Genomic DNA, 14,250 nt, shown 5'->3' on the forward strand with positions numbered 1-14,250 from the left:
CTGATCGCCGGTGCCGTGTGCGCCGCCGGACTTGTCATCCCCGCGGTTCTGGGCATGACGTCGCCGCACCGCCGCCGGCGGGCCGCTCCTCCCGGTCGCTGATCGACCACGCGGGTTTATCTTCCGGGGGATCTTTCACGCCCTCACCCGGCCCGGTTCGGGTCGTCCGCTGCTCAGCGCAGCGTGACCCTGCCGTCGCGGGACCTCGACCGCGGCGCCTGAGCGCGGCGTCGAGATCGCGGCGCCTCGACCACGGCACTTTGACGGAAGCACCTCGACCGCGGTGCCGCGACCGCGGGGTCGCGGCGTCGGTCCGAGTGGCTCAGAACCCCGGTTCGCTGTCGTCGCGCGGCATGCCGCGCACCTGCAGTTCGTTGAGCGCCTGCGCGAGCTTGCGCGACGAGGCGTCGAGCACCGTGTGGTAGCCCAGGCGCTTGGCTTCGGACGCCCGTTGCGCGGCCTGCGTGACGTTGCGGATCTCGCCGGTGAGCGTCAACTCGCCGATCGCGGCGAGGCGTTTCGACACCTTGCGGTTCTTCACGGCGTTGGCCACCGCGATGGCGATGGCGAGGTCGGCCGCGGGCTCGACCAGGCGCACCCCTCCGACGGTCGAGACGTACACGTCGCGGTCGGACAGGGTGAGGCCCATGCGGCTCTCGAGCACGGCGAGGACCATCGCCACGCGCGACGAGTCGACGCCGTTCACGATGCGCCGCGGGTTGGGTGCCGTCTGGCGCACGGCGAGTGCCTGGATCTCGACGGGCAGGGCGCGGCGGCCCTCCATCGCGATGGTGACGCACGTGCCCGGCTCGGGTTCGCCGTGCCCGAGGAACAGGGCGCTCGGGTCGGACACCTCGGAGATGCCGGTGCCGGTCATGTCGAAGCAGCCGACCTCGTCGGTGGGGCCGAAGCGGTTCTTGAGCGCGCGCACGAAGCGCAGCGACGTCTGCCGGTCGCCCTCGAAGTGGCACACCACGTCGACGAGGTGCTCGAGGATGCGGGGTCCGGCGATCGAGCCGTCTTTGGTGACGTGGCCGACGAGGATGACAGGCAGCCCGCGTTCTTTCGCGACACGGATGAGCGCCGACGCGACCTCGCGCACCTGCGCCGGCTGACCCGCGGCGCCGTCGCTGTGGGAGGAGGACACCGTCTGCACCGAGTCGACGATGAGCAGGCCGGGCTCGACCTGGTCGATGTGCCCGAGGATCGTGGCCAGGTCGGTCTCGGCGGCGAGGAACAGCTCTTCGTGGAGCGCGCCGGTGCGCTCGGCGCGCAGCCGCACCTGGGCGGCGGATTCTTCACCGCTGGCGTAGAGCACGCGGCGACCCGCGCGGGCGCTTTGCGCGGCGACCTCGAGCAGCAGCGTCGACTTGCCGACGCCGGGTTCGCCGCTGAGCAGGATCGCCGCCCCCGGAACGATGCCGCCGCCCAGAACGCGGTCGAACTCGCCGACGCCGCTGGTGCGCCGGGGGGCGTCCTGCGTGTCGATCTCGGTGATGCGCCGGGCCATCCGGGCCGCGCCCGGAGCGACCGGAGCGATCGATCGGACGATCCCCGTCTGCTCGGCGGCCTCGACCACGGTGCCCCACGACTGGCACTCCCCGCATCGGCCGACCCACTTCAGCGTCGTCCACCCGCACTCGGTGCAGCGGTACGGAGCAGGGGCTGCAGCGGGACGTCGGGATGCCATGGCATCAGGCTACGCGGGGCCTCCGACATCGCCGGTGCCGGGCCGCGGCATCCGGGATCTGCTGTCGGCCGGCCGCTCGCGCATAAACGCCCTTCCTGCGCATAAACGCGGTGAGAGAGCGTTTATGCGCAGGAACAGCGTTTATGGGTGAGTCACCGTGCCGCGCCGGGCTCGAGGTATAGCGCGGCCGGGTGCGACCGGGCGGGGGTGCGGCCAGGCGGGGCGTGGGCTCGGCTGGGCGGCGGTGTGGCCGGGGCGGGTGTGGCCCGACCGGGCGCGGCGGCGAGCTGGGCCGGGGCGGCATCCGGGCCCCGCTGCCGGCGGCCCCCACGCATAAACGCCAATCCTGCGCATAAACGCGGTGAGAGAGCGTTTATGCGCAGGGACAGCGTTTATGCGCGAACCGCCGCGCCGCGCCGGACCCGGCGCCCGGCCCCGCCGTGCAGAGCCCCGCGTCAGTCGCGCAGCGACTCCGCCACCGTTGTCAACGCGTCGGCCGAGCGGCGAAGAAGCCCGAGCTCGGCGTCGGAGAACGGCGTGCCGGCGAGGGGCACCGCGCCGCGGGCCGAGACGATCGACGGCACCGACAGGGCCATGCCGTCGATGCCGTGGAAGTCCTGCAGCACGGTGCTCACGGGGAGGATGGCGTGCTCGTCGCGCAGGATCGCCTCGACGATGCGCGCGCTCGACAGGCCGATCGCGTAGTTCGTCGCCCCCTTGCCCTTGATGACCTTGTACGCGGCATCGCGGACGTCGACGGCGATGGCATCCAACTCCTCCGTGGTGAAGCGGCCCCCTCCGGGCAGCTCGAACTCGGTGATGGGGACGGATCCGATCGTGGCGGTCGACCACAGGGGGAACTCGGTGTCGCCGTGCTCGCCGACGATCCACGCATGCACGCTCGCGGTGCTGACCCCCGCCCGCTGGGCGAGCTGCCACCGCAGACGCGAGGTGTCGAGCACCGTGCCCGAGGCGAAGATGCGGCGCGTCGGCAGGCCGGTCGCCTGCTGCGCGAGCACCGTGAGCACGTCGCAGGGGTTCGTGACGATGACGTAGACGGCGTTCGGCGCGACCTCGAGCAGCTTCGGCATCATGTCGCGGATGATCCCGGCGTTCGTGGCGGCGAGCTCGGTACGGGTCTGGCCCGGGTTCTGCTTCGCGCCGGCCGTGATGACGACGACGTGCGACCCCTCGGCCACCGACACGTCGCTGCCGCCGGTGATGTCGCTGGTGCCGGTGAACTGCGTGCCGTGGGCGAGGTCGAGCACCTCGGCCTCGACCTTCTCGGTGGCGATGTCGTAGAGCGCGACGTGCCGCGCCGATCCGCGGATGAGGGCCGCGTACGCCACGCTCGCCCCCACGCTTCCCGCGCCCACGACCGTCAGCTTGGAGTTCTCGATCACGCTCATGCTCCGATCCTGGCAGCGGTCGCGAACCGGTTCCAGGGGGGTGCTTCGACGGTGGACGAACGGATGCCGGGGGCTCGGCGGTGCGGGCGGTGCGAGCCGGGCCGAAGTCCTGAGATGTGGGGCGCGGTGGGCTCCGCATCGCCGTAGCGGGCGTCGGCGGCCCGGTTTCTCAGGAGTTCGGCCGCGCGGGTGGCCGCCGAGGGCCCGTCGACCCGCTCGGATTCGCGGCATCCCGTCGAGTGTCGTAAGCTGTTCGGCGGTGACGTGTCCGAGCGGCCGAAGGTGCAACACTCGAAATGTTGTGTAGGTTCACCCCTACCGTGGGTTCAAATCCCACCGTCACCGCCAGTTGAGAAGCCCCGCGAGCCCTTGTGAACGACAGGGATCGCGGGGCTTCCTTCTTTGCTTCGACTGCGCGAGCTGCTTTCGCACATGCCTTTGCCGTTACGGGGGGAGTCGAGGTATTGGAAGGGTCAGTCGCCCCCTCGCTGGCCCTGATACCGCTTTTCTGGGTCGAGTCGATCGGGTCTCGCGAGAGTCGGACGCCGGAACTGGACATTGCCGTGGATTGAAGTACGCGAGCGCCCAAGCGAGCCCCGCTGGTTCGACGGCAATCCCTTCTACCGAACGACGGTTGTTTGGTTGGTCATGGCTGCGGCGGTGAGGTTCGCGACCGTCATCCGGGGCGCATCGGGAGCGATCACCTCACCACGGCGGAGATCATCGACGTGGGGGTTCGGGGCTGAGCATCGAAACTCGGCGTGTGCTCAGCGCCGCGGGTGCGCGCTCTGGGATGACGTCGTACTCGACCAGTACGGCTCGGTGTGTCGCCGCTGCGCGGCGCGCGATGCCTGTGGCAGTGGCGAGCAGCAAGCGCAACGAGCGTCGACCGGTCATCGCTTCGCCGCCTGCTGCGCGCCCATCTGAGCGGACTGACCGAGGTTGCCTACCGGGACAGACGCTCCAACCGACACTGCGTCGATCCAGTGCTGTGTGGTTGCGACAGCGGCGAAGTTGGAATGGAGGAGGATCATCAGGGTTGTGTGTAAAGTCTCGGCGTCCACGAAGCCCGCGTCGTTTGAGATGTGGATTGCGCCCGTGGCGTCCGAGAGGACTTCGGTGGCGAGCCCGTGGGTCTCGGCCTCTGCGGCCGACGCAATGATGCAGTTGTTGGTCATGTAACCCACGAGCGTGATCGTGTCGACGTCTTGGGCACGAAGCCAGTCGAGCAGATCCGTCCCGCTGAACACGGCCGCATGTGCTTTGACGATGCGCTTCCACTCTGTGTTGGCGCGGCTTTCGACTTCGGGGTGAAGAGCGAAGCGATCTCTTATGGGGTCGAAAGCAGGAGCGCCCTCGCCTGCACTGTGCTGGATGGCCGCGATCGGGAGGCCGGCGGCGATGGCGGCATCAATTGCCGCCGTGATTCGGGGGAGAGAGTCGGCGTGTGGCGGGAACTGGATCTCCAACGGGCCGTCGAAGTACTCCTGCTGCACATCAACCAAGATCAAGGCGCGATGCGGGTTTGTCATGGTGATTCACTCCTGGACGACGGGCAGCCTGGATGCTGCGCGTCATCAATGCTCGCCTCAAGGCCCGCGCTATGCCATTGGCGCAAAAGACTAATTACGATGGGAAAAGGCCAAGGGCGGGAGTGCAGATGAAGATCGCCATCTACGCGTTCGACGGGGCGACAATGTTCCATCTGTCGACTCCGCAGGTTGTTTTCGATGAGGTGGCACGGCATCGTCTCGCGCCATGGCATACGACGCTCTTCTCTGACATTGCCGGCTCGATACGCACGGCTGAGGGTTACTCTGTCTCCGGAATTGAGGGACTGTCGGCGACCGAGGACGCCGACATGGTTGTCCTCCCCGCGTGGGAGCGGCGGGGGAAGGAGATCAGCCCTGGCCTCGGGCAAGCGCTGCGCGCGGCCCACTCCCGCGGCGCGTTCATCGCTGGCCTCTGTCTGGGGGCGTTCGTCGTAGCGGACGCGGGCCTGCTCGCCGGGCGCCGCGCCGTCACTCACTGGCGCGCGGCGGACGAGCTCGGAGCTAGGCACCCTGACATCGAGGTCGATCCATCGTCGTTGTACGTGGACCTCGGCGATGTGCTCACCTCTGCGGGCACAGCCTCGGGCCTCGATGCTTGTCTCCATATCGTGCGCTCCAGGCTCGGCGCAGAGGCAGCCAATCGACTGGCGCGGTCACTGGTCATCGCGCCGCACCGTGAGGGTGGTCAGGCCCAGTACATCGAGCACCCGGTTCAGGTAGACCTCACCGGTGATCCGATCGGAGAGGCGCTGGAATGGGCGCTCGCTCACCTGGGCGATGATGTCGATGTCGACGCGCTCGCGACCCAGGCGCACATGAGTCGCCGCTCCTTTGTGCGTGCGTTCCGCGTGGCCACCGGCACAACCCCCGCGGCATGGGTGCGCTCGCGGCGCCTCGACGAATCCCGACGCTTGCTCGAGACGACCGACCTGACGGTCGATCAGATCGCGGCTTCCTGCGGATTCGGAAGTCCCGTTACGCTACGCCAGAACTTTCTGGTGGCTTTCGGCTGCACGCCGTCGAGCTATCGGCGTCGCTTCGATGCGCGCGGCTCTGGCGCGGCGATGATGGTCAGTTGAGAAGAAACCACTCGCCCGGCGATTGATTACTGTTCGGCAAGAAGGCCCTCGACGACACGTCGCAGTTCGGAGGCGTCGAGCATCTCGGAACGTTCGCCGTTGATCATGAGCGTCGGTGTCGCCGTCACCCCTGCGGCGAGGGCCGCGTCAGTGTTGGCATCGATCCAGTTCTCATATCGCCCCTCCTCGACGCACTCGAGAACCGAGGGGGTCGTCACGCCCTGTGAGACGAGATAGTCGCGGAGCTGATCGTTGCTCCACCCGTCCGTCGTTGCATCGTGGAGAGCGAAGAGGCCAGCGTGTGCCGTGGGCCACATATCCGGATCGCCTTCAGCGACGCAGGTTGCAGCGCTCCCCGCTCGGTTGCCGTAGTTCGTGACCACACGAATCGGGTGGTAGACGACTGCCACCTCGCCCGTCGCGACGAGTTCATCGAGGGTCGGTCCGACAGCCGTTTCGTACTCTTGGCAATGCGGGCAGGAGAAGTCTTCGTACAGCGAGAGGGTGACGCTGGCATCCGTGGCACCCACTCGGACGAAGTCGGGGCCGATGGTCAGCGGCATGTCCGCGAGCGAGAGCACCGATGCCGCCGGCGGTGAGGACGGCGGTACTACGTCGTTCATTGCGCGCTGCGTCAGGACCACGGCCGCGATGGCCGCCACGCCCACGATCAGCGTCCCGCCAGTCACGGCAATCTGAATGGTGGCACGTCTGCGACGAAGTGCCTTCGCCTCCGTTGCGTGCATTATGTCGCTCTGCAGACGTTGTGACGCGACAGAAGGTCGCTTCTTATTCGCCATGTCGTGTAGTCCTTTTCTCGCCCGATGTCTAATCTACGTCACGTAGAGATGTGGGCTCGGTGGGAGGGGTGAAGGGTCGTGCCGACGTGGCACCGACACGACCCTTCACCGTGCTCAGACTCCGAGGTCGCGAAGCCACTGCTCCACGGAGCGGGGGCGAACGCCGAGCCGCCGCTGGGCGCTGCTGTCACTCTCGATGGTTTCGTCAGCCTGGGTCGCTCGCCAGTGGTACGAAGCCACGACGGCGTCCGTACCGTCCTGGCCAATGAGGGGGGCGAGGAGCGTCCCGAATGCGTCCGGATCCTGCGCCTCGAATGTGACATCGCGGTCGAAGTAACGCGCGAACGCCGCCGCCAGGTCGTCGCCGACGAGGCCGGGCAATGCGCCGACCCCGACTGTTCCCGTCACGTCGGGGCGCACGAGCAGGCCCGCGATGACGTCGGCCACATCGAGATGCGAGCTCCACGACACGGCGTAATCGCGACGGATCGGGTACAGCAACACGCCCTGGTCGCGAACGGATGCCACGACGAACGGCAGCAGCAGGTTCTCGAGAAACAGGCGAGGTGCGACTGTAGCGAAGGAAACGCCGGTTCCCTTCAGGCCCTCGATGAGGGCCGCAACTGCACCGTCGCCCTCGGTCGAGTAGCCGCTGGTCGACACGACGACGCGTTGGGGGCGTGCACGATCGACAGCGGCGACGGCCGCCTGAGCGTGCGCGAGCTGCTGGTCCGGGCTGCCGATCGGGAGATGGATGAAGACGCCCTCTTTGCCGCTGTACGCAGCAGCCAGCGAGCCGACGGAGGAGAAATCGACGGCCACGGCGTCGCCGTCGAAGGCGGCGGGGTCACGAACGGCGGCGACAACAGACGCGCCCGAGCGGGCGAGCGCGGCATGAACGGGGGCACCTTGGGCGCCGGTGGCGCCATGGATGAGGTAGGTCATGCTCCCATTAGTGCATAGGATGCACTGGTTACGTCAAGTGCACTAATGGGATGCCGCATGACCTTCTCAGATGAACCCTGGCCGGAGTGCGGAGTCGCGAGATTCCTCACGTTGCTCGATGGTCCCTGGGCGACGCTCATCGTGCGTAATCTGCTCGCGGGCCCTGCGCGATTCTCTGAGCTGCGCAACGGTCTCATCGGCATCAGTGCGCATACCCTTTCGAATCGGTTGCGCCGGTTCGAGGAGTACGGACTGGTCACGCGCACGGTCTTCGCTGAGGTCCCGCCCCGGGTTGTCTACGAGCTGACGGAATCAGGACAGCGGCTTCGGCCGGTGCTCGAAGCAATGAACCACTGGGCGCTCACAATCCCGCGCACCGAGGGGCTCGACGAGCTCAGGGGTTCAGGGGCGAACGAGCGCGCCTGACGTCGTGAGCTTGCGTGACGGCGTCCACTGGCGGGTAGCCAGCCGCTCGGCGCGAAGCTCCATCGTCAGATCCTGTGTCTGATCGGCGACGTGCACGAGCGCGTTGGCGAGATGAACCGCGCCGACTCGGCGGGCGGCCGCGTCGTCGGCGATGAGCTCGACGAGGAAAGTTGTTGCCCGCAGAAGTTGTCTACCTCGTCGGGAGGAAGGCAGACACGCACGGTGGAGTTCGGCAATGCGCAGCGCCATGTAATGGCGCCCGCGCAAGTGAGCCAGCTCGTGAGCGACGACGGCGCTGAGCTGGGCGGGGGTCAGGATTTCGCGTAGCGCGGATGACACGACGACCGCGGCGTCACGTCCAGGGATGGCACATGCGAACGGCTCGTCGCTGCGGCACGTCAACAGCGACACTCGTCCATCGAGTGTTGCCTTGGTGTGGGGGAGCGCCAGTACTTCGCCGAATGTACGCTCACCGGCGCCGACGAGGCCGTCGGATCCCGCGCCGACGATGAGAAGTACCGCCCCCAGGGCAGCGAGGGCGCCCCATCCGGCAACGTGATAAATGACGCCTGCGACGGCGTCCTGCGTGTGCTGGGCCTGCAGGGCCAATGCCACCGTGCATCCGACGGCACCCAGTGCTGTCAGAAGGCCGAATCCGAGAGCCGCATGCCACGCCGCCAGAGCAATGCTCGGGTATCGGACCTGCCATCGGCCCGATGTCAGCAGTCGCGGGCCTGCCCACCACGCCAGGATGGTCAGGAGTGCGCAGGCGCCGAGCGCGATCACGTCGCGCGACGCTTCTTGCCCAGTGCGGAGCGCAGCATGTCGACGTCGTCAGCGTCCAAGTCGCCGGCGAACTGCAGCAAGGCGGCACGGCGATCGTCTGTGCTCTTGAGCGCGCGATGCATTGAATCGCTTGCATTCTCGGCGGCCGACAGCCGCGCGGCGAACCGTACCTTGCGAGGCGACTCGGCGTGGCGGGTTACCTCGCCCTTCTCGATCATCCGATCGAGGGCGGTGAGGATCGTCGTGTATGCGGGGGTTGGCTCCGTGAATGCCGACTGGATGTCGGCGGCTCCGGCGGGCTCCGCATGGGTTCGCAGGATCGCCAGCACTTCCGCTTCCAGTTCCCCGCGCCCGCGGTTGCGTGTTCCGCTCATGATCGGCCTCCGGCAGAAATTCTACCTGTGGTGGAGATCGAGATGCGAGCATCACCGCTTTATTCGACCGGATGTAGAGTTGATCTGAGCTCGTCGCCTGACGACCAGAGAGGATGTGCGCCATGACGCAGAGTCGTTTTTCGATCGAGGGGATGACGTGCGAGCACTGTGAGCATGCCATCCAGAGCGCTGTGAGCTCGCTGGAGGGAGTGGTCGCCGTGAGCGCGAGCGCTACCGACGGTCAGGCCATTGTTGAGCATGACGACCGCCTGGTCGTGGAGGACGTCGTCTCTGCCGTGGCAGAGGCCGGCTACTCCGTTCGCATGTGACCGAGGCCGCCTCAGCGCTGGCCGCATACGACGAGCCGCGGATCAGGAGATCGTCGGCGAGCATTGGCGTCGTCATGACGGTCGCGGCGGTACTGGTCGCTGCTCCTCCCATAGTGACCGCGGCCGCCATGGGTTCAGCCAGCTACGAGAAGCTGTCGCGAGGCTACCCCGGTGACTTCACCGCGCTCCTTTCGACCTCTCTCAGGGTTGTTGCCGATGGGGCATCCTGGACGGCGATCGGGGCGCTCGTGGTCGCTCTGTTTGTCCTCGCAGCACCCCGGTCGCGTGCTCTCGAGAGCGTCGCCGGGCTCGAGCTGCGCGTGCTGAGGTATGCGCTGCTGACCTGGATGGTGGCGGCGGCAGCGCTCGTCCCTGTCGATGCAGCCGACGCGAACGGTGTGAGCATCGTGCGGCTCGCAGAACCGGGTGCGCTCGCCTATCTCGTTGAGGGCGCCTACCTGCCGAAGGCGTGGTTCTTCGTCTTCATTGCGATGACGGTGGCTTCGCTGATCGCGCTGTTCGCGCAAAAGTGGGCGTCCCTCCTGCCTATCGCCCTGCTCTGCGCGCTTTCGGCATTGGCGCCGGTGTTGGTCCATCAGGTCCAGGTGGGGGCAGATCACGATTTCGGTTCGGACGCGGCCATTTTTCAAACCCTCGCCGCTGCGGTGCTCTTCGGTACGGCCATCATCCTTGCGGTCCGTGTTTCTACCGGCCGACTGCTGCGCCCGCGGGCACTGATTCGGGCGGGGTGGTTGAGTGGCATCTGCTGGGTTGTCCTCGTCGCCAGCGAGACGATCCTGGCGTTCTTCAAAATGGCGGGCCCCTCGGAGGCGAATCCCACCGGAACGCTTCTGCTGCTTCGCGCCGCCGTGCTTCTGGCCGTAGGGGTCGTCATCAGCCTTCTCTGGCTGCGGCGAGGGCGATGGACTGATCGGCGGATCGTCAGCGTGCTGGGCGGACTCGTCCTCCTGGCGGGAGCGTACATCGGCATCAGTGGCGCGATGACGCGCGTGCCGCCGCCTCAGTACTTCGTGACGACCAACATCTCGCAGATCTTCTTCGGTTTCGACATTCTCGACAAGGCGCCGACTCCGATGATGTGGCTCACGCAATGGCGGCCCAACATCCTGTTCGTGGTGATCTCCGTCGTCGCCGTGGTGCTCTACCTCGCTGCGGTGAGACGACTACACCGTCGAGGCGATCGTTGGCCCGCGGGGCGGACGGTGGCCTGGATCCTGGGTTGGATCGTCGTCGTCGTATCTACGAGCTCGGCGCTCGGACAATACGCCGGGGCGCAATTCGGCGTCCACATGATCGTTCACATGAGCCTGAACATGCTCGCACCCGTGCTGCTCGTCCTCGGCGGTGTCGTCACGCTTCTACTCCGCGCCACGACACCGCATCCGCGGGGTGAGCCAGCGGGCCCGCGGGAATGGATCACCGCCGTCCTTCACTGGCCAGGCACGCGCGTCATCTACAGTCCCGTGCTCGTCTTCATCGTCTACATCGGCTCGTACTATGCGCTGTACCTCTCCCCGCTCTTCGAGGAGATCATCCGGTTCCACTGGGCGCACCAGGCAATGAACCTGCACTTCCTGGTCGTCGGCTACCTCTTCTATGGCCTCGTGATCGGCGTCGACCGTCCGCCCAGGCCGTTGCCCGCTATCGGCAAGCTGGGCTTTGTGTTGGCGGCGATGCCCTTCCACGCGTTCTTCGGCATCATCCTCATGACGGCAACGGTGCCGATCGCGGAAAACTTCTACCGAACCCTGAACTTCCCATGGATGGGTGACCTGCTGGCTCAGCAGTACCTCGGGGGCGGTATCGCCTGGGCCGGCGGTGAGCTGCCGTTGGTCTTTGTCGTGATCGCGCTAGGCATCCAATGGGCGCGCCAGGATAGCCGCGAAGCCCAGCGCGTCGATCGTCACCTTGACTCCGGCGTCGACGACGAGTTCGACATGTACAACCACATGCTGAACGAACTCGCCCTTCGCTCGGCACGGTCTAACGGCCCGGCTTTGACGCCCGCGCAGAAAAAGGAACCTTCGTGAGCCCTACTGAACCCACTGTTGCTGCTTCCCCGCTTGAGCTGAATGTCTCGGGAATGACGTGTGCTGCGTGCGCGGGACGCGTGGAACGCGCGCTCAACCGGATCGATGGCGTCGAGGCCGTCGTCAACTATGCGACCGAACGCGCTGTGGTGAAGGGGCTGGATGCTGCGCGCGGGGCCGATGCCATCGATGCTGTCGTTCGCGCCGGGTACCACGCCGAGGTGCGCGGCGAGGCAGACGACGAATGGACCAAGCGCAGCAACGACACGCGGATCACGGGGCTCAGACGACGGCTGGTGGTGGCGGCTCTGCTCACCATTCCGCTGATGGACCTGACGCTGATATTGGCGCTGGTGCCGGCGTGGAGGTTTCCGAACTGGGAGCTTCTTTGTATCGCGATCGCTGTGCCCATCGTTACCTGGGCGGCCTGGCCTTTCCACCGAGCCACACTTCGAAATCTCCGGCACGGTGCCGTCAGCATGGACACGCTAGTGTCGCTCGGGATCGCCGCATCGTTCGGATGGGCGCTGGTCACGGTGCTGATCGGTGACGGCACGCCGGGTTACTGGATCGGTTACGGTCCCACGCCGGCCGGGGCGAATGCCATCTACCTGGATGTCGCGGCGGGCATGACCACTTTCCAGCTCGCGGGACGCTACTTCGAAGCGCGGTCGCGGCGCAAGGCAGGCGACGTTCTGGACGCCCTCTCAGCGCTCGCACCCACGACCGCGCGCGTGCGCCGAGACGGCGTCGATGTGGTGGTGTCGATCGATGAGGTGCGTTTCGGCGATACGGCCATCGTCCTTCCGGGCGAGACTCTGCCGATCGACGGCGAGGTCACGGAGGGGTGGGCGGCCGTCGACACGAGCGCGATGACCGGCGAGCCTTCGCCGCGCGAAACCGGTCCGGGAACAGCGGTCATGGCGGGAACGGTCAATACCGACGGCCGACTCGTGATCCTCGTCACAGCTGTGGGGACGCGCACCCAGCTCGCTCAGCTCGCCACGATGGCAGAACGCGCACAGGAATCGAAAGCACGTATCCAGTCCCTCGTCGATCGCATCGTCCAGTGGTTCGTGCCGACGATCGTCGTCCTGTCCGCCGTCGTGACGGTCGTGTGGCTGTTTGCCGGCGCCGATCCGTCCCATGCTGTCTCTGTCGGCGTAGCGGTGTTGATCATTGCCTGCCCCTGCGCACTCGGGCTAGCGACCCCCACGGCGCTTATGGTGGGCGTCGGGCGGGGCGCGCAACTGGGCATCCTCATCAAGGGACAGGGAGCGTTGGAAGCGTCGGGGCGAATCGACACCGTGGTGCTCGACAAGACCGGAACGCTGACGGAAGGCGCTATGCGCGTCGTTGAGCAGACCTTCGCTGATGCAAGATCCTCCCACGAGGCGGTGCGTATCGCCGGAGCCCTGGAATCGGGCTCGACTCATCCCATCGCCGTGGCAATCGTCGATCATGCTCGGAACAGTGTGCAGGATCTACCGGCGGTAGAGGACTTTCGTGTGCTCGCAGGGCTGGGTGTCGAAGCGCAGCTCGACGGTGCGCAGGTGGCCATCGGCGGTCCCCGACTCAGCGCTCATCTGGACGTGCAGTTGCCGCCCGAGCTCCATCAGGCAGTTGACCGCGCACGCGCGGTGGGAGCCTCGCCCATCGTGCTGGTCCGGGACCGAACTGCGGTCGCGGTCTTCGCCGTCGAGGATCGCATCCGTGAGAGCGCCGCCCGTTCGGTGGCGGCCCTCTCGGCGCTCCGTATGCGGACTATTCTTCTCACCGGCGATGACGATGCCGCCGCTCGGCGGGTCGCCGATGCTGTCGGCATCGACGAGGTGCGCGCCCAGGTGACCCCTGTCGAGAAGGCGCAGGTCATCGCCGAGCTGCGGGCTTCCGGTCGCCACGTCGCGATGGTCGGAGACGGGATCAACGACGCGGCGGCGCTGGCGGGAGCGGATCTCGGGATGGCTGTCGTCACCGGCACCGACGTTGCCCTGAAAGCCGCGGACATCATCTTGGTGCGTGATGATCTCTCGGTCGTTCCCGACGCGATTGGTCTTTCGCGGCGCACGCTGAACACCATCCGCGGAAACCTCGTGTGGGCGTTCGGGTACAACATCGCCGCGATTCCTCTGGCCGCAGCCGGACTGCTGAACCCGCTGATTGCCGCAGCGGCCATGTCGCTGTCGTCGGTCTTCGTTGTCTGGAACAGCCTGCGGCTTCGCAACTACACTCCGCGCTCACAGCGTCCCCGGCAGTGACCGGCGGCGGCTGTGCGTCCTGGTGATCGTCTCCGCGTCGCGGTGGCGTCGGACGGCCACGTAGTTGCCGCAGGTTGTCGAACAGTAGCTGCGTAGCCCGTTCCGGCTCGTGTCGACGAACGCCACGGTACATCCCGATCGAGCGCACATCCCGAGTCTTTTCCCGCCCGCCTCTACAGCGAAGAGTGCCAGCCCGCCGGCGGTGACCGCTGCGACCCTCGCGACGACGTCGTCGTCCTCAGCGGCGAAATGCAGATGAGGTCGAAGTCCGTCGTGAGCGGTGAGGTACGGCTGAGCCGTGCCTTCGGTGAGCAAGGCGTTGATGGCCGCGCATCGAGCATCGACGCCATGTGTCGCGAACACAGGACGAAGGCGAGCCGACCAAGCGGCGAGTCGGTGCGAAGCGTCGGCGTCGAGGTCGATGCGCCGGATGTGGTGGCGGGTGAGCACGCTGGTCGCCCTCTCGTCGTCCCATCCCCGTCCCACCAGGGTGACCAGATCGGCGGCGAGGGCAGGTCCGGTCATGTTGTCATGGTTGAACTGCATAAAC

13 protein-coding genes and 1 tRNA gene are annotated in these 14,250 nt (G+C 66.9%); 6 read left to right on the top strand and 8 right to left on the bottom strand.

The window, feature by feature from the left end:
• Window positions 1–322 precede the first annotated feature (322 nt).
• Together radA and IFU19_RS07620 are read right to left on the bottom strand one after the other, a co-directional pair.
• Complete coding sequence (gene radA / locus IFU19_RS07615; RefSeq protein WP_191916753.1) at window positions 323–1,690, bottom strand: DNA repair protein RadA; 1,368 nt, start codon at window positions 1,688–1,690, stop codon at window positions 323–325.
• A gap of 455 nt (window positions 1,691–2,145) precedes the next feature.
• Window positions 2,146–3,099 carry an L-lactate dehydrogenase gene (locus IFU19_RS07620; protein ID WP_055833405.1) on the bottom strand — a complete coding sequence of 318 codons (954 nt, stop codon included), beginning with the start codon at window positions 3,097–3,099 and terminating at the stop codon, window positions 2,146–2,148.
• Between the two features lie 258 nt (window positions 3,100–3,357).
• Here IFU19_RS07620 and IFU19_RS07625 point away from each other — a divergent pair.
• Window positions 3,358–3,447: transfer RNA gene (locus IFU19_RS07625), tRNA-Ser, on the top strand.
• Between the two features lie 545 nt (window positions 3,448–3,992).
• Here the strand turns inward: IFU19_RS07625 and IFU19_RS07630 are convergent.
• Window positions 3,993–4,631, bottom strand: a complete 639-nt coding sequence (locus IFU19_RS07630; RefSeq protein ID WP_192013371.1) for an isochorismatase family protein — start codon at window positions 4,629–4,631, stop codon at window positions 3,993–3,995.
• Window positions 4,632–4,759: 128 nt separating this feature from the next.
• Here IFU19_RS07630 and IFU19_RS07635 point away from each other — a divergent pair, with 128 nt between their 5' ends.
• A complete protein-coding gene (locus IFU19_RS07635; RefSeq protein WP_192013372.1) occupies window positions 4,760–5,731 on the top strand; it encodes a GlxA family transcriptional regulator in 972 nt (323 codons plus the stop codon).
• Between the two features lie 26 nt (window positions 5,732–5,757).
• On the opposite strand, the gene IFU19_RS07640 is transcribed toward IFU19_RS07635, so the two are convergent.
• Both IFU19_RS07640 and IFU19_RS07645 read right to left on the bottom strand, forming a co-directional pair.
• Window positions 5,758–6,531: a DsbA family protein gene (locus IFU19_RS07640; protein ID WP_192013373.1), complete on the bottom strand. Its 774-nt coding sequence runs from the start codon at window positions 6,529–6,531 to the stop codon at window positions 5,758–5,760.
• Between the two features lie 114 nt (window positions 6,532–6,645).
• Window positions 6,646–7,476 carry an SDR family oxidoreductase gene (locus IFU19_RS07645; RefSeq protein ID WP_191916758.1) on the bottom strand — a complete coding sequence of 277 codons (831 nt, stop codon included), beginning with the start codon at window positions 7,474–7,476 and terminating at the stop codon, window positions 6,646–6,648.
• Between the two features lie 57 nt (window positions 7,477–7,533).
• Here IFU19_RS07645 and IFU19_RS07650 point away from each other — a divergent pair, with 57 nt between their 5' ends.
• A complete protein-coding gene (locus IFU19_RS07650; protein ID WP_191916759.1) occupies window positions 7,534–7,902 on the top strand; it encodes a winged helix-turn-helix transcriptional regulator in 369 nt (122 codons plus the stop codon).
• Here IFU19_RS07650 and IFU19_RS17000 read toward each other — a convergent pair.
• Together IFU19_RS17000 and IFU19_RS07660 are read right to left on the bottom strand one after the other, a co-directional pair.
• Complete coding sequence (locus tag IFU19_RS17000) at window positions 7,879–8,688, bottom strand: M48 family metalloprotease (RefSeq protein WP_192013374.1); 810 nt, start codon at window positions 8,686–8,688, stop codon at window positions 7,879–7,881. The two genes, IFU19_RS07650 and IFU19_RS17000, sit on opposite strands and share 24 nt — an antisense overlap.
• Window positions 8,685–9,062, bottom strand: a complete 378-nt coding sequence (locus IFU19_RS07660) for a BlaI/MecI/CopY family transcriptional regulator (RefSeq protein WP_192013375.1) — start codon at window positions 9,060–9,062, stop codon at window positions 8,685–8,687. The genes IFU19_RS17000 and IFU19_RS07660 overlap by 4 nt, the downstream gene beginning before the upstream one ends.
• 122 nt (window positions 9,063–9,184) lie before the next feature.
• On the opposite strand from IFU19_RS07660, the gene IFU19_RS07665 reads away from it, so the two are divergent.
• The 3 genes from IFU19_RS07665 to IFU19_RS07675 are packed head-to-tail and all read left to right on the top strand — an operon-like array spanning window position 9,185 to window position 13,700.
• Entirely contained in the window at window positions 9,185–9,391 is a 207-nt protein-coding gene (locus tag IFU19_RS07665) for a heavy-metal-associated domain-containing protein (RefSeq protein WP_191916762.1), read from the top strand.
• Window positions 9,388–11,442 carry a cytochrome c oxidase assembly protein gene (locus IFU19_RS17005; protein ID WP_191916763.1) on the top strand — a complete coding sequence of 685 codons (2,055 nt, stop codon included), beginning with the start codon at window positions 9,388–9,390 and terminating at the stop codon, window positions 11,440–11,442. Before IFU19_RS07665 ends, IFU19_RS17005 begins: the two co-directional genes overlap by 4 nt.
• Complete coding sequence (locus tag IFU19_RS07675) at window positions 11,439–13,700, top strand: heavy metal translocating P-type ATPase (RefSeq protein WP_342030314.1); 2,262 nt, start codon at window positions 11,439–11,441, stop codon at window positions 13,698–13,700. Before IFU19_RS17005 ends, IFU19_RS07675 begins: the two co-directional genes overlap by 4 nt.
• Here IFU19_RS07675 and IFU19_RS07680 read toward each other — a convergent pair.
• Window positions 13,680–14,225 carry a CGNR zinc finger domain-containing protein gene (locus IFU19_RS07680; RefSeq protein ID WP_244630819.1) on the bottom strand — a complete coding sequence of 182 codons (546 nt, stop codon included), beginning with the start codon at window positions 14,223–14,225 and terminating at the stop codon, window positions 13,680–13,682. The genes IFU19_RS07675 and IFU19_RS07680 overlap by 21 nt on opposite strands.
• Between the last annotated feature and the right edge of the window lie 25 nt (window positions 14,226–14,250).

It is taken from the genome of Microbacterium sp. CFBP 8794, assembly GCF_014841235.1.
GTDB lineage: Bacteria > Actinomycetota > Actinomycetes > Actinomycetales > Microbacteriaceae > Microbacterium.

What these genes read in the sequence shown, in the direction of transcription:
- IFU19_RS07650 (WP_191916759.1), top strand. Translation starts at nt 7,534, where the DNA reads ATGACCTTCTCAGATGAACCCTGGCCGGAGTGCGGAGTCGCGAGATTC.
- IFU19_RS07635 (WP_192013372.1), top strand. Translation starts at nt 4,760, where the DNA reads ATGAAGATCGCCATCTACGCGTTCGACGGGGCGACAATGTTCCATCTG.
- IFU19_RS07680 (WP_244630819.1), bottom strand. Translation starts at nt 14,225, where the DNA reads ATGACCGGACCTGCCCTCGCCGCCGATCTGGTCACCCTGGTGGGACGG.
- IFU19_RS07665 (WP_191916762.1), top strand. Translation starts at nt 9,185, where the DNA reads ATGACGCAGAGTCGTTTTTCGATCGAGGGGATGACGTGCGAGCACTGT.
- IFU19_RS07640 (WP_192013373.1), bottom strand. Translation starts at nt 6,531, where the DNA reads ATGGCGAATAAGAAGCGACCTTCTGTCGCGTCACAACGTCTGCAGAGC.
- IFU19_RS07630 (WP_192013371.1), bottom strand. Translation starts at nt 4,631, where the DNA reads ATGACAAACCCGCATCGCGCCTTGATCTTGGTTGATGTGCAGCAGGAG.
- IFU19_RS07660 (WP_192013375.1), bottom strand. Translation starts at nt 9,062, where the DNA reads ATGAGCGGAACACGCAACCGCGGGCGCGGGGAACTGGAAGCGGAAGTG.
- radA (WP_191916753.1), bottom strand. Translation starts at nt 1,690, where the DNA reads ATGGCATCCCGACGTCCCGCTGCAGCCCCTGCTCCGTACCGCTGCACC.
- IFU19_RS07645 (WP_191916758.1), bottom strand. Translation starts at nt 7,476, where the DNA reads ATGACCTACCTCATCCATGGCGCCACCGGCGCCCAAGGTGCCCCCGTT.
- IFU19_RS07620 (WP_055833405.1), bottom strand. Translation starts at nt 3,099, where the DNA reads ATGAGCGTGATCGAGAACTCCAAGCTGACGGTCGTGGGCGCGGGAAGC.